Here is a 20,955-nt window from a genome sequence, read left to right as displayed (position 1 = left end):
GCCGCCATGCTGAACCTTGCCGAATACCGCCAGCGCCCGGCCTTGCTCGCCGACTGGCTTCCGTGGGCCGGGCTGATCGCGCCGGGCGTCGTCTTGAACAAGGACGGCAGTTTCCAGCGCACCGCGCGCTTTCGCGGGCCTGATCTGGACAGTGCCACGCAAGGCGAACTGATCGCCACTTCGGCGCGGCTCAACAACGCTCTGCGCCGGCTGGGTTCGGGCTGGGCCTTGTTCATTGAGGCCGAGCGCCGGCCGGCGGCGGACTACCCACACTCCGACTTTCCCGAACCGCTGTCCTGGCTCGTGGACGAGGAACGCCGCGCGGCCTTCGAGGAATCGGGGCATCACTTCGAGAGCGGCTATCACCTGACATTGGCTTACCTGCCGCCCGAGGAATCGCGCGCCCGCGCGGCCAAGCTGCTCTACGAGAACGCGCCCGGCGATGGCGTGGACTGGCGCGGCCGGCTCGATGCCTTCGTGGCGGAAACCGATCGTGTCTTCGACTTGCTCGATGGCGTGATGCCGGAAATCGCCTGGCTCGATGACGCCCAGACGCTGACCTACCTGCACGCCACGGTGTCCACGCGGCGCTATCCGGTGGCCGTGCCGGAGGTGCCGTTTCACATCGACGCGCTGCTGGCCGACTCCGCGCTGGTCGGCGGCCTGGCGCCCACGCTGGGCGACCAGCACCTGCGCGTGGTGTCGGTGCGGGGCTTTCCGACCTCGACCTGGCCGGGCCTGCTGGACGACCTCAACCGCCTGGGCTTCGCCTACCGCTGGAGCACGCGCTTTCTCTGCCTGGACAAAGCCGAGGCGGAAAAGGAACTCGGCCGCCTGCGCCGCCAATGGTTCGCCAAGCGCAAGAACGTCATCGCGCTGCTGCGCGAAACCATCTTCCAGCAGGAAAGCCCGCTGGTTGATACCGACGCCAGCAACAAGGCGGCCGACGCGGATGCCGCGATGCAGGAGCTGGGTGGCGATCAGGTTGCCTTCGGTCACTTCACTGCAACGGTGACGGTGCTCGATGCCGATCCGGCCGCAGCCGACGAAAAGCTGCGCATGGTGGAGCGCGTCATCCAGGGCCGGGGTTTCGTGACTATCCCCGAAACGCTGAATGCCGTGGATGCGTGGCTGTCGTCCATTCCCGGCAACGCTTACGCCAACGTGCGCCAGCCCATCGTCTCGACGCTGAACCTGGCGCACATGATGCCGGTGTCCGCCGTGTGGGCCGGGCCGGAAAAGAATGCCCACCTCGATGGCCCGCCGCTGATCGTCACGCGCACCGACGGCGCGACGCCGTTCCGGCTGGTGACGCACATCGGCGACGTGGGCCACACGCTGGTCGCCGGCCCGACCGGCATGGGCAAGTCCGTGCTGTTGGCGATGCTGGCCTTGCAGTTCCGCCGCTACTTCGGTTCGCGCATCTTCGCCTTTGACATGGGGCGATCCATGCGGGCGACGGTGCTGGGCCTGGGCGGCGAACACTACGACCTGGGCGCGGACGGCGGCATTGCCTTCCAGCCACTCGCGCGCATCGACGGCGAAGGCTACCGCACCTGGGCGGCCGAATGGATCGAAGGCCGCTTGCTGCACGAAGGCGTGACCGTCGGCCCCGACGAGAAGGCCGCTATCTGGTCGGCGCTGGGAAGCCTTGCCGGTGCGCCGATGGAACAGCGCACGATGACTGGGTTTTCGGTGTTGCTGCAATCGAATGCGCTGCGCCAAGCCCTGTCGCCCTATGTGCTCGGCGGCGCGCACGGCAAGCTGCTGGACGCCGACCGCGACCGGCTCGGCAGCGGCGACGTGCAGGGCTTCGAGATGGAAGAACTGATGCACAGCTCCGCCGCCGTGCAAGCGGTGCTGCGCTACCTGTTCGCCCGCTTCGATGAACGTTTCGACGGTGCGCCCACGCTGCTGATTCTCGATGAGGCGTGGCTGTTCCTCGACGAGCCGTCTTTTGCCGCGCGCATTCGCCAATGGTTGAAGACGCTGCGCAAGAAAAACGTGTCGGTGATCTTCGCCACGCAGTCGCTCGCCGACATCAAGGATTCGAGCATTGCGCCCGCGATTATCGAGAGCTGCCCGAGTCGGATTTTCTTGCCCAACCCGCAGGCGACCGAACCGCAGATTCGCACGATCTACGAGGGGTTCGGCCTCAACAGCCGGCAGATCGAAATCGTCGCCACCGCCCAGCCCAAGCGCGACTACTACTACCAATCGCGCCTTGGCAATCGCCTGTTCGACCTCGACCTAAGGCCGGCGGCGCTTGCCTTCGCGGGCGTGTCCACACCGCAAGACCAACGCGACATTGACCGCGTACTGACGCAGGCCGGCGCTCCCGGCTTCGCCGGGGCGTGGCTGCGCCATCGCGGCCTCGACTGGGCCGCCGACCTGCTGCCGTCCTCGCCGGCGGCGGCTTCGTTCCTCGCTTCTCAACCGCTGGAGGTTTCGCCATGAAGACCCGTGCTCTTTCTGTATCCCTGGCCGCCGTGCTGTCGGTGACGCTGCTGACCGCGCAGCCCGCATCGGCGCTCACGTTCATCGACCCCGCCAACCTTGTGCAGAACACGCTCACCGCCATCCGCACGCTGGAGCAGATCAACAACCAGATCAATCAGCTTCAGAACGAAGCGCAGATGTTGATGAACCAGGCGCGCAATCTCGCGAGCCTGGACTTCAACATCGTCAACCGCCTGCGCTCGACGCTAGCCACCACCGAGCGCCTGATCGCCGAGGCCCAAGGGCTGGCCTATGACGTGCAGAGCATGGATGCCACGTTTGCCCGTCTCTACCCCGAGCAGTACGCCGCGACCATCAGCGGCCACCGCATGGCGCAGGACGCTCGCGAACGCTGGAAGAACACGCTCGATGGCTTGCATACCGCGATGCGGATGCAGGCGCAGGTGTCGCATAACCTGGCCCAAGACGAAAGCGCGCTGGCCGACCTCGTGGGCCAGAGCCAATCGGCCACCGGCGCTTTGCAGGCGCAGCAGGCGACCAACCAGCTTCTTGCCTTGCAGGCCAAGCAGTCGATCCAGTCCCAGCAGCTCCGGATCACGCAAGACCGGGCGGCCTCGCTGGAACTGGCGCGGCAGGCGGCGGCGACCGAGCGCGCCCGCGAAGTGCGGCGGCGCTTCCTCGGCAGCGGCACGCCGTACACGCCGCAGTCCGTCAATTTCTACAACAACTGACGGAGGCGGCCATGCGATGCGCTTCCGTCTTGTCGGTTTCGCTGCTGGCCCTGCTGCTGACCGCGTGCGGCCAGCAGCCAGCCGAGAACTTGGCCGACGCATTGGTTGCCGATCCCGTGCGGCTCAAGGCGTTGCGTGCGCAGTGCGCGGCCGACCGGCGGGCCGTGGGCGAAGACGACTGCCGCGCCGCCGCCGACGCCTTCCGGCGGCGCTTCTTCTCCGGCCATGCCGGGCCGGACGAATACCGGACGCTGGCCGAGCTGCCACCGATTCCGGCGAGCTTCGACACGCCCACCGACGACGCGCCGGAAGGCGATGCGTCGCTCGCCGCCCCGGAGGACACGCCATGAACGACGTGACCATCATCGACCGCTTCCTCGACACGTTCTCGCGCTACATCGACTCGGGTTTCGGGCTGTTGCAAGGCGAAGTGGCGTTCCTGACGGCCACGCTGATCGTCATCGACATGACCATCGCCGGCCTGTATTGGGCCATGAGCCATGCGACCGGCCAGGGCGAGGACGTGATTGCCAAGCTGCTGCGCAAGGTGCTGTACGTCGGTGCTTTCGCCTACATCATCGGCAACTTCAACTGGCTGGCCAGCATCGTGTTCCGGTCATTCGCCGGTCTGGGCATCACCGCCACCGGCTCGACCATGACGATGGAGAACTTCTTGCAGCCGGGCCGGCTGGCGAAGACGGGCATCGACGCGGCTGCGCCGATCCTCGACCAGATCGGCGACATGGCCGGCTTCCCCGAAGTGTTCGTGAATCTCGATCCCATCGTGGTGCTGTTCATCGCCTGGCTGGTCGTGGTGCTCTGCTTCTTCGTACTGGCGATCCAGCTTTTCATCACCCTGATCGAGTTCAAGCTGACCACGCTCGCCGGCTTCGTCTTGATTCCGTTCGCACTCTGGAACAAGACCTCTTTCCTCGCGGAAAAGGTGCTCGGCAACGTGGTGTCGTCGGGCATCAAGGTCTTGGTACTGGCCGTCATCGTCGGCATTGGCTCGGGCCTGTTCGCGGAGTTCCAGGTTCATCCCGACGAGCCTTCCATCGACCATGCGCTGGTCGTGATGCTGGCCTCGCTCGCGCTGCTGGCGCTGGGCATCTTCGGCCCCGGCATCGCAACCGGTCTGGTGTCCGGTGCGCCGCAGCTTGGTGCGGGCGCGATGGCCGGCGCTGCGGTCGGCGCGGTCGGCACGGGCGTTGCCATTGGTGCCGCAGCGACTGGCGTGGGCGGTGCGGTCATGGCGGGCGCGCGCATGGCCCCGGCCGCCGCCAAGCTGGCCGGTAGCGGCGCACGCGCCGCCACATCGGCGGCCAGCAGCGCCAAGTCGGCATTCCAAGCCGGTTCCGCCGCCTCGGGCAGCGGGGCCAGGGGCGCGGCTGCGGGCCTGGGCAACGTCGCCAAGACCGGCGCGCAGGCGGCAGGCCGCCGAGCTGCGTCCGGCGCTTCCGCTGCCGGGCAGAAGGTGGCCGATTCCTTCCGGGCCGGATGGAACGGCACGGATGTCGGCACAACCGGTTCCGGCCAGGCCGCCGCAGGCGAAGGCGCAGACAGCGCCGCCAGCGCACCGAAGCAGGAGCAACCCGCCTGGGCCAAGCGGATGCACCGCCGACAGCAGATCACGCATGCCGCGACCACCGCCGCCCACACGCTGCGCGGTGGCGACGGCGGTGGCTCGGGGCAAGGCCCGAGCCTGCGCGATTCCGATACCTGACCCTCAAGGAGAACACCCATGCGATTCAAACGACCGCAGGTGCGCTATGCCGATACGCCGCAGCCTGCCACCCCTTATCAATCCGCTGCCCAGGTGTGGGACGACCGCATCGGTTCGGCCCGCGTCCAAGCCAAGAACTGGCGATTCATGGCCTTCGGCTGCCTGGTGCTGGCGCTGCTGACGGCCGGCGGCCTGGTGTGGCGTTCGGCGCAGTCCATCGTCACGCCTTACGTCATCGAGGTCGATCAATCGGGGCAGGTGCGCGCCGTGGGCGAAGCGGCCACACCGTACCGGCCCGCCGATGCGCAGATCGCGCACCACCTGGCGCGCTTCGTGACGCTGGTGCGCTCCCTGTCCATCGACCCCATCGTAGTGCGGCAGAACTGGCTGGATGCCTATGACTACACCACCGACAAGGGCGCGGCCGTGCTCAACGACTACGCCAGCAAGAACGACCCATTCGCCCGCATCGGCAAGGAGTCGGTGACGGTGCAGATCACCAGCGTGACCCGCGCCAGCGACACGTCTTTCAACGTGCGCTGGACGGAACAGCGATTCGTCAACGGTGCCCCCGCTGGCACCGACCGCTGGAACGCCGTGCTTTCTACCGTCCTGCAAACCCCTCGCACCGAACAGCGCCTGCGCAAGAACCCGCTGGGGATCTACGTCAATGGCCTGTCGTGGAGCCGCGAACTGGATTCTTCCGAAGGAGCCAAGCCATGAATGCACTTTTCCGTAAATCCGTTTTGCCGTTGATCCTGCTTGCATCGACTGTCCTGTTCTCGGGCTGCGCATCGCAGGGCAAGCCACCGCCGTCCATCTCGCTCGATGAGCCGGTGCAGGCGCAGCCATTGCCCGAGCCGCCCGCGCCGGTGGAAGTCGTTACCGTGCGCGAGCCGCTGGCGCTGCCGGCGCAGTTGAAGCCGCTGCCCGAAGCAGACCCGGCGCCGGCTACGCCGGAGCCTGCCGACGAGAAGGTGCGCGTCTCGCGTGCGAACGCCGAGGCGCGCATCGCGCCGACCCGCGAGGGTTACGTCAATGCGATTCAGGTGTGGCCCTTCACCGATGGCGCGCTCTACCAGGTCTATGCCGCGCCGGGGCGCGTGACGGTGGTTTCGCTCCAGCCCGGCGAGGAACTTGTCACTGTCGCCGCCGGCGATACCGTCCGGTGGATCGTCGGCGACACGTCCAGCGGCAGCGGCGCCGACCTGCGCGTCAATGTGCTGGTGAAGCCCATCCGTTCGGGCCTCAAGACGAACTTGGTCATCACCACCAGCCGCCGAACTTACCTGCTGGAGCTGACCTCGACGGAAAAAGCATGGATGGCTTCGGTGTCCTGGGACTACCCGAAAGACCGGATGCTGGCCTTGCAGCGCCAGGCGCAGGCGGCCAGCGCCGCCGCGCCAGTCGATACCGGCTTGTCGCTGGAGAAGATCCGCTTCCGCTATGCGGTCAGCGGCAGCAATCCGCCGTGGAAGCCGCAGCGCGCCTTCGATGACGGCGAGAAGGTTTATATCCAGTTTCCGCCGGGCATAGCGCAAGGCGAACTGCCGCCGCTGTTCGTCATCGGCGCGCAGGGCGACGGGCAACTGGTGAACTACCGTTTCCGCTCGCCGTACTACATCGTCGATCGGCTGTTCGGCGCGGCCGAACTGCGCCTGGGCGGTGATGGCGGCGACGTGGTGCGGATCGAGCGCACGGATGGCGTCGTATCAAGGACTGGGAGGAACTGACTATGAGCCAGGACGACACTCCCGACCTCGCCACGCCGCAGGCGGGCAAGGTAGCACCCGAAGCGGTGGCGTTGCGCGCGCAGCCGCGCCCGGTCACGCGCCTGAACCGGCGCACGCTGGCCGTCCTCGCAGGCACCCTGTCGGTCGCCGTGCTCGGCGCGCTGATGTGGTCGCTGCAACCGCAGCGGCGCGGGGCCAACGAGCAGACCGAGCTTTACAACGTCGATCGCGTGTCGAAGTCCGAAGGGCTGGACGCGCTGCCAGCCGACTACTCGAAGTTGCCGCCGCCATTGCCAGCATCCGTGCCGGAGCTGGGGCCGCCGTTGCCTGGCGATCTTGGCCCGGCCATCGTGAAGTCGCAGCAGCCGGTGACGGCCGCCTACGCGGCTCCCGGCCACGACCCGAACGACGCGCTGCGCAAGGAAGCCGAATCGGCGGCGGCATCGTCGGTGTTCTTCCGCTCGGGTTCGCAGAAGGCCGCGTCGGTAGCGCAGACGCAGGTGGCCGCTGCGCCGGGCTTCGCCGCCAATGCGGCGTTCGACCCACTGGCGGCTGGCCCGGCCTCGACGGCGGACCAGCCTGCCGACCCGACCGCCGTACAGAACCGGCAAGACCAGAAAGAGGCTTTCCAGAAAGCCGGAACCACGGAAACCCGTAATTCCGGCAATCTGACCCTGCCGGCTTCGCCGTATCAGGTCATGGCCGGAACGGTGGTCGCCGGGGCGCTGGTGACAGGCATCAAGTCGGACTTGCCGGGCGACGTGATCGCCACGGTGACGGAGCCGGTCTATGACACGGCCACCGGCAAGTTCCTGCTGATCCCGCAGGGTTCCCGCATCCTGGGCAAATACAACAGCCAGGTCAGCTACGGGCAGAGCCGCGTGCAAGTGGTGTGGAACCGGATCATCCTGCCGGACACGTCTTCGCTCACGCTCGACAACCTTGTCGGAGCCGACCCGGCTGGCTACGCCGGGCTGGAAGACGACGTGGACTACCACTGGGGCCGCATCTTCGCCGGCGCGGCGTTGACCACGCTGCTGGGCGTCGGTGCCGAGTTGGCTGCGCCCGAGAACCGCCAGGATGGCGACCGCATCATCATTGCCGGGCGCGACAGCGCGCAGGACAGCGTCAATCAGGTCGGCCAGGAGATGACCCGGCGCAACCTCAACATCCAGCCCACCTTGACCCAGCGCCCCGGCTTGCCGGTACGCATCATCGTCAACCGCGATCTGGTGTTGCGGCCGTACCAGCCGCTTTTCTTCAACCGGGGGACTTCACGATGAGCACGACCAAGAAGCTGCGGCTCGGCCCGCTGCCGAAGATCGAGAGCATCAAGCTGACTTTCGTTTGCCCGACCAGCCTGAAAGCCGACCTTGACCGCTACGCCGTGCTGCACTCGCAGGCGTATGGCGAGGCGGTCGACGCCGCCGTGCTGATTCCGCACATGCTGGAGGCGTTCATGGCGGGAGACCGTGGGTTTAAGAGGGGAGGGAGCAGCAAGGTCTCGCCAGGGCCAAGCTGAAGGGCAAGGGCTCTGGCGATCAACTAGGCTGTAAGCGTTTTTTCGGCTTTTCGTCTGAGGAGTAAAGTCCATGACACTCTCTAGAGCGTAGCCATTGTCGCTTCACTATCTCCATGGAGGCCGATGTTTTGTATCGTTTGAACAGCAGCGTTCCAGAAGTCACAATGACGCTGTATGGACGGGTCGAATACGCAGCGGCTTCGAGCATAGCGTCAGGAATTCTGCGTGCATCTGGTGAGGGAAGAAACATATGGCTGGAGCCGAAGCGCAGGCAGGATTTTATTATCAGAATTTGGTTGGCGCATTGCGCCTTCTGGATCTTCTCGATGTGGGCTCCGATACAGTTCAAGTAACGCTTGAAAACCCAGATCGTGCCAAGCACATCGACGACATTATTGTCGATTCCAATTCGGGAACCACTTTCATTCAGGTCAAGTGGGCAGAAGACGCTGATGCGTCGTTCACCTTGGCCAGCCTTCTCGCGGAAGAGGATGGAGTATCGCTTTGGGCGAAGTTGGCGCGCGGATATCGCCAAATCCGAATCGAGAGCGGTATCAAGATAGTAGAACTCCTTTCTACGCGACGGGCAGGTGTCAACAAGCAAACCGCGTCAGGTTTCCCACATAGTCTTCAGCAGTTTATTAACGAGTACCACGATCCTTTTGTACGTTTAGACAATCAAGATTTGTGCGCAGTTGCGTCGTATCCCGATTACAAAAATACCTTGGCGAGGTTACATAAGGAGGCGGGATTTGATGGGGAGGATGAATTTGCCGAGTTTCTCAAAGCGTTGCGATTTACGCTGGCTCATGACGATCGTGACGTGCTCGCCACACGGGTGAAAGCTCGACTTAAACAGCTGGGAATTGAGCAGCAGCAGTTCGGCACGCTGCTTAATGAATGTGTGAAGTGGTCTATCTCCGGTGAGCCGGTTATCGCGAAAGACATCCTAAAAAAACTGGGACTCGAAGATCGCTTTGCGGAGAGACTAAGTCACCGCTTTCCGGTCGATGAGAAACTGTGGGTCGAAACACCGGGGCTCTTCGCTGCGCTAGACAATGCGCTTCAGAATTTGCCCGGTGGCTTTGTAGCAGTTATCGGTGAACCTGGGGCCGGCAAGTCAACAGCATTAACGCAATATTTGCATGCAAGCAGGAACATCACATTTGGCTACTATTGTTTTATTCCCGATGAAAAAACATTGGGCAATGAAAGGCTTCAAGAGGAAGCATTTGTCAGATCAATATGTTCTCGCTTGAGAGATGCGTTCCCTGATTTCAATTTCCCTACTACCTACGCGCGTCCATCGGTCGACTTGCTGAACTCTTGGCTTCATGCATTATCGGACAGCAAGGAGCGCCTTGTTTTCCTTGTGGATGGCATCGATCATGTAGATCGGCAATCGCGTCTATCTTTACTCTCCCAACCACTCACTAGAGTGTTGGACGGTCAGGTGCCAGACAATGTCCTGATTGTGCTTACAACACGCTATGAAGATGCGATTCCACCGACGATTGCTTCGCACCTGCAGCATGACCCTGCTCGTATTATCAAGGTCAAGCGATTCGACGAGGTTCAGGTGGAAAAATTCATGCGTCTGCGGGGCGTCAGCTTGACGGATTCCCTTTCTCAGAAAGTGTTTCGAGTTTCGGCGGGGGTGCCGATCTACCTCGAGTATCTTTCGGGGATGCTTCTCCCCATGAGCAATCGGGAGAGGGAAAACTATCTGGCTAATGCGCCAACATTGCGTGACGGGAAGATCGACGTGTTCCACCAGCGTATGTGGGACGAATGGGCGTCAAACATAAACGCAACGTATGTGCTCGCCATCCTCGCTGTTCGAGAGGAGTACACCTCACTTGAGGTGCTGCAGACATTACTTCATTCAGTGGGGCGACCTCAGTCCCTTGGCGAAATTGCAGGAGTTCTGAAGTCGCTGCGATACGTTTTGAGGGTATCTGAGGCGAAAGGATATGCGATTCATCACGCAAGCCTGGCCGAATTCGTTAGTGAACGAACCAGCCTGCATCGACGAGAAATATCCCAGGCGATTCTAGCCTGGTACGAAAGTAATCCGGAAACGGACGAGGCTTGGCGAAACCGTTTGCGCCTGCTCTTCGAACTTGGTCATTTCGATAACGCATTGGGTGCATGCGGTGATGAATGGGTAACCCGTGCATGGGCGTGCTACCGCCCCCTAGCTGAAATACAAGAAAACTTGAAGACTGTATGGCAGGCGAGCGTCGAGGCAAATGATCTGCTTTCATTTTCCCGAATTGGCTTTCTGATTCAGCAAGCGGGGCTCATTGAACAGAACGTGGATTTCGAGGCTGTTGACGTCCCGATTGTTTTGCTAGACCTCGGGCTCTCCGATGTTGCTCTCAACATGGTGTGGGACGGTGAGCGACTGTTAGTTTCGAGAGAGAAGTTCGCTGCCTTCGCCGAACACCATGTTGCACGGCTCGGTCGTTCCCTACCGGTTGCCATGATGCGGGAGGCACTTGCTCATCGGTCTAGCGGGAACTACGACGCCTTGGTTTCTATTTTTCGGGTACGTAGTGAGGTGGTGGATCCGGAAGTATTGTTAGATGAGATTAAGGAACTGAGGTGGCAGTCTAAATCTGAACGTGGGCTCTCGATTCACAACTCAAACGACATTGAGAATGATCGGTTGAACAGTTCGCTTCTGCTTGAGATATTCAAGCACTTGGCCTGCAGGGGAGCGCTCGATCAAATCTATCGAATGATCGAAGCCTCAGCACTACCGGTAACTCTGCACGCTGCTGCGAACGCAGCACTCTCGATTGCACTCGCACGTGCCGATGCCGCTGCGGAAGCGACCCAGGTCCTTTCCACGTATGGGTTGTCTGATCTTCCACAAGAATACCTGGGCTGGGTTCAGGTCGAGTTGATGTCTCTGCGAGTGCCGTTTAGCCCGGTCGGGACAGTCGAACTGCCCAAAATTCCATCACTCTTGCAAAAGAATCATCGTTTCAACAGCGAACTGGAAGGTGCCTTCGTTCATTTTCGGGTGTTCATGCTCAATCGGCCAGACGCTCTAAAGGTTTTGCGCTCGGCTGCCATTGCATTGCAGGGCACCGTGGCCGACTTGGTTTCTGCGTTAATCTCTCTTGCCGACTTCTGGGTGAGCCAAAGCAGGCTTGACGGGAAGTCAGAAGACTTTCTGCGTTTGCAGGAGATTTGTAGTCGGCTAGCAGCACCGCTCAAGTACGAGAACGGCGACGGCGGCCTCGACCATGATCGATACGTTTACTTAACGTCGGTGCACCTGCTGTTTCAGCATGTCTGGGATTGCGCAAAGGAGCTACTGTCACCCGACGCGCACATAGCGCTCGCGCGCTTTTGGCTACGTAGCGATCGAAGCCGCAAGTTCCCCGCTGCGACCCGCGGACTCGCGATATCGTTGTCGATGATTCATTCCAGCGACGCGGTCGCCATACGCCGTGAGTTGCTCATGCATGTCGAGGCTTCGGCCCGATTGGAGGAGGAAACTGCGACGCTTTCTACAGAGCTCTTGGGCATTGCACGTGCCTGGGGCGTGTGCGGGTTCAGCGCTGAAGGAATCAGGCTCTGGAACGAAGTAGCGTTAGTGGCATGCGGCGTCTACTCGCGCAAGGACTACCAGTTCAGCGAAATATTGTTCCCTCTTAAGCTTGCGCATCGAACGGATCCAGCTGGGAGTCTCCAGCGCATTAGAGAGCAACTCGAACTCAGTCATCAGTTGGAGGGTACCGGTGCTGACAAGCAAGTGGCGATTGCCCTTGAGGGGCTTCTGGAATTAGTCGCTCGTTGGTATCCGACTAAGGTCTTCCATGGATTGGTCGCTGAGGACCCTTATATCGCTCGAGAGCGGGCTTTGCGAAGCGTGCTTGGAGCCTTAGTTGAAGACCGAAATATCGAAAGGCGACTTCTGTTGGCCGTTCTGAAGACATTGAGTCGGTGGGAGGACTACCGGCATTTCAATGACGAAACCGAGCCCGCTATGAGGGAATTCTTCGTCGCCCTGCTGAAGCAAGGAAATGTAGAGGTTGCTTTAGAAACGTACCGTTTTGCGCGGCATGTTTTCCTTGTCGAAAAGGACATGCCTCATCTTGTGGGTCAATGGGCGAGCCTGTGGGTGACTCCTTCGACACCGGAAGTTATAACTACCGACAAAAATGGATTTTCCAAGCCGGTCGTCACAACTGAGGTCATGGCAAAAGAACATGAAGGTGTCTTGGCTTCTAAGTTCTCTGATCAGGCCTCGCCAGATCTGCGCGAACTAAACTCAATGCTGGATACGCTGGCAGCTAGCGAGAGGCGCGACCGAAATTCAAGAGAGTTGCGTCATGGTCGGAGTGACTTGCTGAGAGCGCTTCTGGTGACCGTCTCGATGGAGGCCGTTCCTGCGCAAAATCAAGCGTTGGTCGATGATCTTTTAGATACGCTCGACCAACGTGTGCTGGAGATCTTGGACGGTAATGATGAGGGTCAGAGGGAGCGGATCGATAATCAGCTCCAAACCACTGTCGCCGAATTCGCAATAGCTGTTGGCCGAAGTAATTCTGATCGAAATGTCGAAGAGGCATTCGATGTTGATGTGTGGTTCGAGCAACTTCAGCGATTTGGCGGAGTTGGTTTTGAAGTCGAGAGAGAGCTGAAGCAGTTGCTGCCGGGATGGATTCGCAATGCAGCCTACAAGGATCTGAACTCATGGCTGGAATTTGGCCGATCGCGGCTTTCGTCGGAGGTTTTAGCTAGGCTATTTGTCGAATTGGCCAAGCGGAAGAAGGTTTCTCGGCCTACGGAAGCCTTTACACTGGTTGAGGAGGCTCGCGTCTGCATCGCGGATTTTTTCTTCGAGTACACCGAACTCAGCCAGGAGATCGCTCATCTGGCCATTGCTCTAGAGCCTCTCGCTGGTCGCAAGATGGTTCTAAATGGGTTCATTCACCATCTCAGCCGCTATCCGACGACGTTGATCTTTAGGCTTCCGCGCTTGATTACATTGATGGGTGAAGAAGGGCTCGATGGGGTCGAGCTATACAGAGCCTGGGCGATGCACAACCGGCGGTTGACTGCTGGCCTCGTATCCAAAGAGACCGATATCCGTTGGCTAGATGCCCCCGAGGACGATCTAGATGGCGAAGTACTCCGGTATCTCCTCTCATTGTTTCAGTATCCGGAAGTAGATATCAGGCTGCTGAGTGTGGAGGCGGTCGTTTGGCTCCTAGTAGCACGACCGAACCTCATCCCGAGGATCCGAGAGCAGTGGCTTGAGTTCTCAGATGCCGGCACGCGTGAACACCTGGTGTCGGTCTTCCACTCATTCAATACCATTCGTCCAGATCTGAGTGATGAATGGGCAAGCTGGTTGGTACAGGCCACCGAGTCGGAGGCGCATCTCAACATCAGGCTCGCTGTAGCTTCTGCCGTATGCGATTGCGGAACTGTGGGTTCAATCTGCGAGCAGGCGAAATGTGCTTTAACAGTGCCCCGTGTGCTGCGGCCTCTCACACCGGCGCTATTGGGAGTTCAGCAGGATGGCATAAGTCTTCCCCCTTATCCGGGATGGTTGGTAGAGCTCTTTAGTGAAGGAGCGAGGGACGAGCAGATCTACGAGGACGAGATTGCGCGCCTATTGCACGAGCGCTATCCCGATGTACCAATGGGATTGGAGAACGACCTTGTCATCCACCGCCGACACAACATTAATACTAATTTCGACAGCCTGGAGATATCTCCGGCATTCACCGAAGCGTGTCGGGAGGCAGTCAACCGGGGCATCTTAAATCTCATCGACGCCCATGAGTTCAATTACGCATACGCTATGCAGAATGCGGATGTGCTCAGGTTGCGCGATCCAACTGATAGCTTGGTTCGTACCGTGTCCAGACCGAAGCGGACTGAGTGGCTCTCATTCGCTGAGTCGGAGGAAGATTTTTTAAACTTTCGCGATTCGGATCAGGCCGTTGCCAGTGCACTGGAGTCAGTGGATGGTTTTACCAGGCTGTTCGAATACACCGAGCAGCGCGGTGCCGGTCGTAATAATGATCGGTTTGCAAGGTGCTGTATTGCTCGAATCGAGCTCTTTGGCGTGAGTCAAAATGGCGAGATGGTGGTTGAGACGGACCTGCTTTCGCTAAGTGATAGGTTGGGCAACAGCTTTCGGAACTGCTACCGGACTGAAATTGTGCGAAAGGCGATTCCGCAGAAGGGGGCGCTTGTCTCTCTCGTTGCCGTATCACGCAGGCAATTCCGAGGCCGTAGGACAGGTGAAATTGCCGCACTGTCGTCCCTGTGGGATGACGCGATCCCAGTAGCCTGCTTTCAGGATCAATATGGTTCGGGCGATTTGAACGACGCTGCTTTGGGCCGGGTGATCGAGTGGCAAAGCGCCTTCGACCAAGAGCGACGGCTTCATGAGCCTAGGTCGTCAGGGAGTCTGCTTGAGGTAAATACCACTTTGCTACAGGATTTTTCAGCGTGCAACTCTTTAAAGATTTTCGCGAAGGTCGAACTGCGACGAACGACAGATAGGTTCAAGCCGGAGTTTTCGATGAGATGGAGGAAGTTTACGAAGATCGTTCAGGTCTTTTGAAAAAGCTCTGCGCTACGGTGAGTCAGAGTCTGGATGGTCATAGGAAGCACTGGACTGGATGGCGCCCGGAAAGTAGACCTTGGTTGTTTCTTGACGAGCAAGAACGAGCTAAGATGTGATCTAGTTGATAAGGTGCTCAAAATCACCGCCGCCCCGCAAATCGCTCCATCTCCATACGTCCACAAAAGCTCTGTATGGTTGACGGTAAAAGCGACGGTAAGGCGCCTTGTCGATCACAGCCAATTCCTTTAGCCATGCGGGTTCAGGCGACTTATTGATGATTGAGTGGGAGTAGGATTGGTCCGCAACTATCTGTTTTAAAAAATTCAGAGTGTTTGCGACTTTTCCACGTCATCAATGGTATTGGTGATATTCAGTTAGTCAGGTGACATCGCCAGACGCTTATTGGTTTTACCATCAGCCTCAAACAACAAAGCCCGCATTAGCGGGCTTTGTTGTTTCAGACGAACACGTTGATCAGAAGTCGTAACGCACATTCGCGGTGAAGGTGTCGGCGTCGAAACCACTGCTGGTCAGGTAGTTGTACATCCCTCCCACGCTCCACGCGCCCACGCGGTAGTTCGCGCCCAGTCCCAGCTCGTAGCTGTCGCGCGCCGGTGTCGCGCCGGTGGTGGTGAACGGGGTACCGCCGAGCACGAAGGTGGAGGTGGTACCGGCCTTGTCGCCGATGAAATCGTGCCAGGCCATCAGCTTGGCTTCCGGTTCCAGGCTGCCCGCACCTACGTCAAAAGCGGCCGCCAGGCGAGCGCCCAGGCCCATTTCGCCGATTTCATAACGCTGGCTGCCGACGTTGAGGGCGGCTGAGCTGCCTTTTTCACGGTACGAATCAATCGATACGTTGGCATAGCGCGCACCGACCTGTGGTTCCAGCAACCACTGCTTGTCGAGCTGGAACGTGTAGCCTGCCAGTGCGTTGACGCCGAAGATCTCACTGTCGTAGTCGGCCTTGGCGCGGGTGCCGGCGATATAGCGTTTGGACTGGTTGTCGTTCCAGCCATACATCAGCGAGGTGTCGACAAAGAAGTTGTCACGGGTCCAGTTGCCGTACAGGGTCAGTGCATGGCCGCTGACGTCGGTTTTGTTGCCCAGGTCGGATTTGACGTCGCTGGTCAGGTAGCTGTAAGCCAGGCCCACGGTGGTATCGGTGTTGAGTTTGCCGTCGGCACCCACGGCGATGCCATTGGTGTTGGCGTCGTAGCCGTCGATACCGTGGCGGCTGTCTTGGTTGGCATCGCTGGACAGCGCTTGCAGCCATACGCCTTGTTCTGCCAGGACGTCACCGGAGGACAGACCGCTACGCGCTTTGCTGGCACGGCGGTTGATGGCACTTGCGACCAGGTTTTGGCTGTTGGTGGCGGCGTTGATCGCCCCACGGCTGACGTCCGGGGTCAGGGTTTCGGCAAGCTTGGCCAGCTCTTCACTGGTGGCGGCGTTGGCGAAACGCTGGAATACCGGGTCGCTTTCGTCCATCTGGCCCAGGACCGTGTTCTTGAGCGGCGTGATGGCGTTCACCGCGTTGCGCGAACCGCGGGCACCCAGCAGGTCTTGCGTGATCACCTCATCACTGCGGGTGGCAACCAGGGCTTTCACGTCCTGGCCTTCGATGCCGAAGTTCCTTACCTCAAGCAGCGCCGAGGAGGAAACCACGGACAGGTTCTGCGGGTCTTCCCACGTGCCAGAGTTAATGAGGGTGTAGCGGGTGCCCTGGGTCGACGTGCGGAAGTCGTCGGAGCGAGCCTGCAGTTCGATCTGGCTGCCTGGAGAGAAGAAGGTATTGCCGGTGACTTTCAGGATCGGCGTGTTGGGCTGCGTGTTGTTATCCAGCAGCAGGCGCAGGCGCGCAGTGTCGCTGTCCATGTCGAGGTCGCCCAAGATCGTGGTCTGCGGGCGAAGCAGAGTCAGGCGGCCACCGTCGATATCGACGTAACCGGCGCGGATGGTCGAGCCATCGAACATCGCATCCCCTTGCACCAGCACACCACTCAGGCCCAGCAGGTCACCCTTGACCTGACCACCCTGCCAGTAGAAATACGAAGGGGAGGCATTGTCGTCCGCCAGAATGGCTGCGGTGCCGCCTTCGATCAGGCCACCTGTTTGCCTGATGGAGAGGGTGTCGAAACCGCCGGAGGTGTCGAGGCTGCGAAAGCGGATACCGACCCCGTCAGCGGAGATAGTCCCGCTGTTGTTGATATCACTCTTGAAGGGAGCGCCTGTCATCTGACCCGTAAAGCGTGCCTTCTCGATGTCGATACCCACAGAGTCGATGCCACGTGCGGTGATAGTGCCCGAGTTATTGATGCGCGCCTGGGTCGAGGTGATCAGCATGCCTTCGGAATTTGCGCCAGTCACGGTGATGTTGCCGTTGTTGTTCACTTCACCTGCGATATTTGCCAGATACAGGTCCAGCCCGAGGGCGGCGTTGCCGCTCACCGTAATGTCGCCATTATTTACCAAGTCGCCACCGACGTTGGAACTGAGGGTCATGGCGATACCGGACGGGAAGTCGGTGGGGGTCGCAGCTGTCAGGTTGATGTTGCCCTGGTTGATCAGGTTGCCCGCCAGGGTCACATTCATCAGATCTATACCTGCGTTTTGCGACGTCCCGGTGAAGGTGGCGTTATTGAAAACATCACCGGAGCTGCTGTATGCCCCTGTGCTCAGGTCGTGATTCAGATCGGGGGCGGGTGCGGCATGGACCGTGGCAGTGGTAGCCGCGACGGACAGCGCCAACAACGAGCGGCGCAGGTGGGAAATGTTCAAGGCAGTATCCTTACAGGGCAGAAACTGACAGGGAGCAACCCACGCGTCAGCGTCTGTTTTAGGCATCCCTGCCAGCTTGTCAGTGAAGTGCTGATTCAAGCGCGTGCAAATCTACACGATGCTTGTAGGGCAATTCATCATAAAAAGAACCAATGACGAAAAAAAAGCTAAAAAATGCGACGTTACAGACGTTTTTTGAGGGTTTTTTCGATTATTCAGCAATAAGCGGAACTTTAGGGGTGCCGTTGCGGTCACGCCCGGATCAGTCACTAGGGGGGATAGTATGTGGATGTTTTTAAACGGACCTGCCCGCCCTGAATTTCAGGGTTCTAATGTGCCAGCGGTGTTTTAACCCATCGGCTCCATATCGCTTCCCACCCCCTATCATGGCTCACTCCTGGTACATGGACACATCGAGAGAGAGGCGAGCCAAGTGCCTGTTGGTACCTATCAGCTAATCCACCTGGAATAATCAGGTCTGCTTCTCCGATGAGATGACGCTGGGGTAATAAGGCGAGTCGATTACGATAGTCCAGCGGATCCAGTGAACCGTCGAGTGGCGACAGTCCTTTCATCTTCGCCCACAGACGTGGACTGAGATTGCCAGCAAGGGTTTGCACCTGGGTAACATCATTGCGCTGCGCCGCTAACAATAATGCGAGAGCGGCTCCTCCCGAATACCCCACCAGTTCGAACTCACTATTGCCATATCGCTGTTTTAATTGGTCCAGCGCCTGGCCGAGGCGGGTGACCACTTCCTGAGAGAATCGTCGATTGGTCCAGAGTGCTGATTGACAGGCTGCGGTCATGATGAACTGGCAGGGGCGTGCCAGGTACGCATTCGGTGTCGGATCATCGACCGCCAGCCGTGGCACTAACAGATTGTGCGGGCTCGGATCCAGGCTGGGTTGAGTGGCCGTCGCCCAGGAATGGCCATCGCCTTCCAGGTAGATACGCAGTCGAGTCATCTTGTCTGCAGTGCGCGGCGCAAGTATGACGAGGGGGAAGGCGTGTCCCGGCAGGACCACCAATTGTCGGCCGTGCTCTTCAGCCAGTTGTTGCAGTGCCTCGCGTGGCGATTGGCAGGCGATGAGAAGCGCACTGATCATCACCATGCAGGCTTTATAGAAGCCGGCCAATATCCGACGACAGGGAAAGTGTCTACTCATCATGTGTCATAACACAGCTTGGCAATGGAGGCGTCGGTAGGTTGTTTATCAGTATGCTGACTGGCAAATTGTTTTTGGGTAGAAAGTTTCGAAGCAAGAGCTGTCGTTTTCAATGAACGGCAAAGGCTGGCATAGGTATTAGAGAAACTGTGATCGAATCAAATCCGTATCGAACGGTGTTATCCCTTGATCAGGCGCAAACACCGCCTGTGCCTGCTGCGGTGAGGTCACTCGTTCTCCCCGTGCTCGAACATGTAAATCGAACAGAGTCTCCAGATCCGGCCTTGGTGTATGTACCAAAGCTCGCAGCATCAACGATACGCCACTGAGGTTGTTCTGGACGTTGTTCCACCGAGGAACTGAAGTGAGCCCCAGATCGGCCCAAATCATGCGTCGTTCCTGCAAGTCCATCACGAAAGGCAGGCAGATCCCTGTGTTGGATGCGATATCGATACGGTCGAATACGGAGCGCGGCTCGAATACTTCACCCGACGCCACGTCGACGCGGGCCATCCAGCCGGCGAAGCATTCTGGAAGATCACAGTACGGTTGCTGGGTGAATGAGTTGATAGAGGTGACGATATAGCGCACACCCTTCTCGACAAGGACATCGAGGTCTAGGTCGATGAACTCCGAAGCCCCTTCGGGCGCGTCTACGATGTCGCCACTGTGGTAGCCGCCGAAACCCTTCAAGTTGTAGTACGCGACCGTTTGTTTGAAAACGAAGTTGGCGTCGAAAAATGCTGCGGACAAGTCGATGTCCGTGCGTTCACGGCCGTTCTTCCACCACAGGAACAGGCGAATGAAACGTGTGTCAGGCATCGGCAAGCGACTGCCCCGCACCAGCGTACGTAGCGACTTCGATGAGGCACGCTGTGCCAGCGGCACTCTGTATTCGCGTAATGCTGGATCGATGAAACAGCGGCCTAGTGGTGGTAGCGACGCAAAACGCGTTACGAGTGCGCCCTCGCAGATTCTGGCTGCACGAGTCAGTACGTCGTGAGCGAGAGGTTCGCGTCGATCCTTGATGCCATAGATTTTGGCGAATGCACCTTTCGGTGTGAAGGCTCGCAGGGGGAGGGGGCGCGGCGCACGTACCTGGGCCAGCAGCTGCAGCAGGACGGGTGACGACACCTGTGTCGCTACCGCCTCGAACGCGTCAAGAACCGATTCTGGTTCAGTGGCGCGCCGCAGCGTCGCGTCCAGCCGTCGTGCGAATTCACCAGGATGGCCCTGCAGTATGGGCGTAAGCGTGGCGATGTGACGCTGGGCAAGTAATGTTTCGACACGTGATCCAAATGAGTCAGGCGCTTCGTTGCGACGTGCTGCCGTGATGGCGGCCAGCGCTCGTGGGTACTTATCGGCGTAGTCGCCCGGATGAAGTACTTCAGCCAGGCGTTTCCATCGCTCAGCATGCCGCATCACGTCTTCTGCAGCGTTGGGTATGTGGTCGAGCAGGCGCAACAGCAGGCGGCGCATTGAGCGCTTCATCGCGGTGAAACGTGTCGACGCTGTCGTCAGTGACACGTCTCCCCCCGTCAGCGCGACCGCGAGTCGCAGCACGTCAGTCGCCGTTTCGACGTTTCGCTCCAGGAATGCGTCCACCCGAGCATCGCCGGCTACATGCAGGATAAGTGCGCCGCCAACCTGTGCACGGATCTCCCGGAACGGGACGGTCTCAGGCAGCAGACGGAACACATCGCTTTTGTAGTTTCGGATAAACCAGACGACGTCGGCAGTTTCCTCCTCAGAGAGCGAGGTGCGCGATGAAACCAGCGGTTCGAGCAGTGACTCGAACTCAGAGATGCTTCCCGGTTCGATAACGCGGGATATGAAGTTGCCTTCAAGCATCGCAGGTCGAGGGTGATCAGTCGGTGGTAAACGCCGAAGCGTGAGGTAGTGCCTGACGGCGTTAAGGTACAACTCCGCTTCTGATGCCGTCAGAACCTGTTCTGGAAAGTCAGGATAAAACGGCCTGTGGTGTACATGAGCGCCAGTTTCCCGCCGAAGGACTCCGACAATTTCGCGCAGCCAGTACTTGAGCTCTGTCGCTGACAACAGGCCGATTTGTTCAATCAAAGGCTCTGACAGTACGCATCGGAACGCCGTGACTTCACGAACAGCCGACGCGACCTGAGCGCGCGTGGCACCGCCAGTGCCCATCGGGACGTGAACTTTGCTACGGCGACGCAGGAACAGCGCCTGATTCATGCTTGATTTTCTCCCTGGGCCGCT

General features: G+C 59.6%; 12 protein-coding genes. 9 read left to right on the top strand and 3 right to left on the bottom strand.

Going from position 1 to position 20,955, the window contains the following annotated elements; all coding sequences use genetic code 11:
- Nucleotides 1-6: 6 nt before the first annotated feature.
- From trbE to HCF10_RS07325, 9 genes are all read left to right on the top strand, one after another.
- On the top strand, nucleotides 7-2,457 hold the full coding sequence (trbE, locus tag HCF10_RS07365) for a conjugal transfer protein TrbE (RefSeq protein WP_167655144.1): 2,451 nt from the start codon (nucleotides 7-9) through the stop codon (nucleotides 2,455-2,457).
- Nucleotides 2,454-3,191 (top strand): P-type conjugative transfer protein TrbJ, encoded by a 738-nt coding sequence (gene trbJ, locus HCF10_RS07360; RefSeq protein WP_167655143.1) that lies wholly within the window; start codon nucleotides 2,454-2,456, stop codon nucleotides 3,189-3,191. The genes trbE and trbJ overlap by 4 nt, the downstream gene beginning before the upstream one ends.
- Before the next feature lie 11 nt (nucleotides 3,192-3,202).
- A complete protein-coding gene (locus HCF10_RS07355) occupies nucleotides 3,203-3,541 on the top strand; it encodes a hypothetical protein (protein ID WP_167655142.1) in 339 nt (112 codons plus the stop codon).
- Nucleotides 3,538-4,914 carry a P-type conjugative transfer protein TrbL gene (trbL, locus tag HCF10_RS07350; protein ID WP_167655141.1) on the top strand — a complete coding sequence of 459 codons (1,377 nt, stop codon included), beginning with the start codon at nucleotides 3,538-3,540 and terminating at the stop codon, nucleotides 4,912-4,914. Before HCF10_RS07355 ends, trbL begins: the two co-directional genes overlap by 4 nt.
- An 18-nt stretch (nucleotides 4,915-4,932) precedes the next feature.
- The gene (gene trbF / locus HCF10_RS07345) at nucleotides 4,933-5,637 is read left to right on the top strand and encodes a conjugal transfer protein TrbF (protein WP_167655140.1); all 705 of its coding nucleotides are present in this window, start codon (nucleotides 4,933-4,935) and stop codon (nucleotides 5,635-5,637) included.
- On the top strand, nucleotides 5,634-6,647 hold the full coding sequence (gene trbG, locus HCF10_RS07340) for a P-type conjugative transfer protein TrbG (protein ID WP_167655139.1): 1,014 nt from the start codon (nucleotides 5,634-5,636) through the stop codon (nucleotides 6,645-6,647). Before trbF ends, trbG begins: the two co-directional genes overlap by 4 nt.
- A gap of 2 nt (nucleotides 6,648-6,649) precedes the next feature.
- Entirely contained in the window at nucleotides 6,650-7,930 is a 1,281-nt protein-coding gene (locus HCF10_RS07335; RefSeq protein ID WP_167655138.1) for a TrbI/VirB10 family protein, read from the top strand.
- Nucleotides 7,927-8,169: a DUF2274 domain-containing protein gene (locus HCF10_RS07330; protein ID WP_167655137.1), complete on the top strand. Its 243-nt coding sequence runs from the start codon at nucleotides 7,927-7,929 to the stop codon at nucleotides 8,167-8,169. Before HCF10_RS07335 ends, HCF10_RS07330 begins: the two co-directional genes overlap by 4 nt.
- Before the next feature lie 250 nt (nucleotides 8,170-8,419).
- On the top strand, nucleotides 8,420-14,770 hold the full coding sequence (locus HCF10_RS07325) for an ATP-binding protein (RefSeq protein ID WP_167655136.1): 6,351 nt from the start codon (nucleotides 8,420-8,422) through the stop codon (nucleotides 14,768-14,770).
- 477 nt (nucleotides 14,771-15,247) lie between these two features.
- On the opposite strand, the gene HCF10_RS07320 is transcribed toward HCF10_RS07325, so the two are convergent.
- The 3 genes from HCF10_RS07320 to HCF10_RS07310 form a co-directional block, all read right to left on the bottom strand.
- Nucleotides 15,248-17,551, bottom strand: coding sequence for an autotransporter family protein (locus HCF10_RS07320; protein ID WP_167655135.1), 2,304 nt, complete (start codon nucleotides 17,549-17,551; stop codon nucleotides 15,248-15,250).
- Between the two features lie 329 nt (nucleotides 17,552-17,880).
- Nucleotides 17,881-18,660 (bottom strand): alpha/beta hydrolase, encoded by a 780-nt coding sequence (locus HCF10_RS07315; protein ID WP_237683072.1) that lies wholly within the window; start codon nucleotides 18,658-18,660, stop codon nucleotides 17,881-17,883.
- Between the two features lie 198 nt (nucleotides 18,661-18,858).
- Nucleotides 18,859-20,931 carry a TerD family protein gene (locus HCF10_RS07310; RefSeq protein WP_145338393.1) on the bottom strand — a complete coding sequence of 691 codons (2,073 nt, stop codon included), beginning with the start codon at nucleotides 20,929-20,931 and terminating at the stop codon, nucleotides 18,859-18,861.
- Between the last annotated feature and the right edge of the window lie 24 nt (nucleotides 20,932-20,955).

The sequence above is a fragment of the Pseudomonas sp. B14(2022) genome (assembly GCF_012030485.1).
GTDB lineage: Bacteria > Pseudomonadota > Gammaproteobacteria > Pseudomonadales > Pseudomonadaceae > Aquipseudomonas.
Note: the sequence above shows the minus strand (reverse complement) of the source record. Positions and strands in the feature narration are given on the sequence as shown.

What these genes read in the sequence shown, in the direction of transcription:
- trbE (WP_167655144.1), top strand. Translation starts at nt 7, where the DNA reads ATGCTGAACCTTGCCGAATACCGCCAGCGCCCGGCCTTGCTCGCCGAC.
- trbJ (WP_167655143.1), top strand. Translation starts at nt 2,454, where the DNA reads ATGAAGACCCGTGCTCTTTCTGTATCCCTGGCCGCCGTGCTGTCGGTG.
- HCF10_RS07355 (WP_167655142.1), top strand. Translation starts at nt 3,203, where the DNA reads ATGCGATGCGCTTCCGTCTTGTCGGTTTCGCTGCTGGCCCTGCTGCTG.
- trbL (WP_167655141.1), top strand. Translation starts at nt 3,538, where the DNA reads ATGAACGACGTGACCATCATCGACCGCTTCCTCGACACGTTCTCGCGC.
- trbF (WP_167655140.1), top strand. Translation starts at nt 4,933, where the DNA reads ATGCGATTCAAACGACCGCAGGTGCGCTATGCCGATACGCCGCAGCCT.
- trbG (WP_167655139.1), top strand. Translation starts at nt 5,634, where the DNA reads ATGAATGCACTTTTCCGTAAATCCGTTTTGCCGTTGATCCTGCTTGCA.
- HCF10_RS07335 (WP_167655138.1), top strand. Translation starts at nt 6,650, where the DNA reads ATGAGCCAGGACGACACTCCCGACCTCGCCACGCCGCAGGCGGGCAAG.
- HCF10_RS07330 (WP_167655137.1), top strand. Translation starts at nt 7,927, where the DNA reads ATGAGCACGACCAAGAAGCTGCGGCTCGGCCCGCTGCCGAAGATCGAG.
- HCF10_RS07325 (WP_167655136.1), top strand. Translation starts at nt 8,420, where the DNA reads ATGGCTGGAGCCGAAGCGCAGGCAGGATTTTATTATCAGAATTTGGTT.
- HCF10_RS07315 (WP_237683072.1), bottom strand. Translation starts at nt 18,660, where the DNA reads ATGATCAGTGCGCTTCTCATCGCCTGCCAATCGCCACGCGAGGCACTG.
- HCF10_RS07310 (WP_145338393.1), bottom strand. Translation starts at nt 20,931, where the DNA reads ATGAATCAGGCGCTGTTCCTGCGTCGCCGTAGCAAAGTTCACGTCCCG.